We start from the raw sequence: 1,544 nt of genomic DNA, 5'->3' as shown, positions 1-1,544 counted from the left end.
AAGCCTGCTCTACCTCCCGCCATACAGCCCCGAGTTCAACCCGATCGAGAACGCCTTTGCCAAGCTGAAGGCCATGCTCCGCAAGGCCGCCGCGCGCACCGTCGAGGGCCTCTGGAACACCATCGGTCGCATCGTCGATACCTTCACACCCGACGAGTGCGCCAACTACTTCGCCGCGGCCGGATACGATGCAGCCTGATCGGAAACCGCTCTAGCGATACGTTTCACGACGCGGTCAAGCACGCCCGAGCCATAGTCTGAGGATGCTTTCTGCCTTACTGGCGGTCTCGCGCTGGTGCGCGAGTGTGGGCACACCATGTGCAAGCTGAACACCGATCAAGGTTGGGGAAGAAGTCTGTGTCGCAGTTCGCGGAAGCGTTCGGCGTGCCTGCCGGGCATGCGCTGGTGCTGGTGCGCACCCTCCGACGTGGAGCACGGCGGGAAATTCAAGAATGGGAGCACGAGGAGTATGACCGCGCTGGTAGCCTAGTTGCTGTCTACGAGAGTTGGGCAAGCGGTCTGGTGTCCCCGGCTGGGCGCGAAGGTGGCGCTGACGGCCGGGGCGGCTACGTGAAGTACGCCCTGGACGGGAGGATTCTGCGCCGCTCACAGGCAGGGCCACGCGGGCCGGCCAAGCCGGAGACGGTTGCTCACCGCCCTGGCAGCACGACGGCCGCTCCGATGCTCCTGGCTCTGGACAGTGCTCAACCGCGCGCAATCTGACGCAGGTGACAGAAGTCGCGGCCAGTGCGTAGGCGCCATCCGGCAGAACGCCAGGACGTCCATCTGCTCCGTGGAGCGAGAATGCTGTACTCTGACTAGCGGCTCTTGACGTCTTCTAAGTCCTGAGCGTGACGGTCCGGGATGTGCGCTTCGACGAGGGCAGCGAGTTCATCCATTCGGTCGCGGTGAGCAGTTCCGCGATCGGGCTCGTACTCCGCCAGTTGCCTCATCTCGGCGAGCGCTTGCCTGACGTCCGCTTCAGAGAGGGCCTGCCCGATCTGCTGCATTGCAATATTCGCCTGAATTGAGGTGTCTGTGGGCTATTCACATATCGTGAGTTGAGAGCACGATCAAGCCGCGCAACCGGGAAGACGGGCGTTCGCTGACAACAGCGAATGGCTGGGCTTGGTGAGGCGGTGCTCGATGCAGTTCTGGGCGCAGGCGGGTTCGAAGCCGTGGGCACGGAAGATCTCGGCGCGCTCGCCGGCCGGTCACGCCTCCCATCGCAGTAGCCTCCCTGCCGCGGGATCAGCTTGCCGCCGGCGCCGTCTCATGCACCACCTCGGCGAGGTCGTCCGACATATCCACGGCCGGCTCATTGATCCCCGGCAGCCTGGGGAACAGGACTTGCAGCCATCCCCGCCGCTGGCGCCGCGCGACCGTCACGGCGCGCGCGGGCGGGTGCGCGCGCGTTTTTCCGGTCTTTTCACGGTTGTCCGTCGTCGACGGTCGAGCTGGCTCAGGAATGGAGTGTCTGGCTCACCTGGGCTGAAGGTTATGCGGGCTGCTGTTGATGCAGCAAGCGGCGGCGTTGGATGGTG

At 64.7% G+C, this 1,544-nt stretch carries 2 protein-coding genes; both read left to right on the top strand.

The features are described 5' to 3' along the window. The coding region (locus tag ACLF3M_RS35225) for a transposase (RefSeq protein ID WP_430661683.1) at nt 1-199 on the top strand (199 nt) is incomplete at its 5' end. Between the two features lie 652 nt (nt 200-851). After that, nucleotides 852-1,031: a hypothetical protein gene (locus ACLF3M_RS35220; RefSeq protein WP_430661682.1), complete on the top strand. Its 180-nt coding sequence runs from the start codon at nt 852-854 to the stop codon at nt 1,029-1,031. Nucleotides 1,032-1,544: the final 513 nt, after the last annotated feature.

It is taken from the genome of Falsiroseomonas sp. HW251 (assembly GCF_050563545.1).
Taxonomy (GTDB): Bacteria; Pseudomonadota; Alphaproteobacteria; order Acetobacterales; family Acetobacteraceae; genus Falsiroseomonas.
Note: the sequence above shows the minus strand (reverse complement) of the source record. Positions and strands in the feature narration are given on the sequence as shown.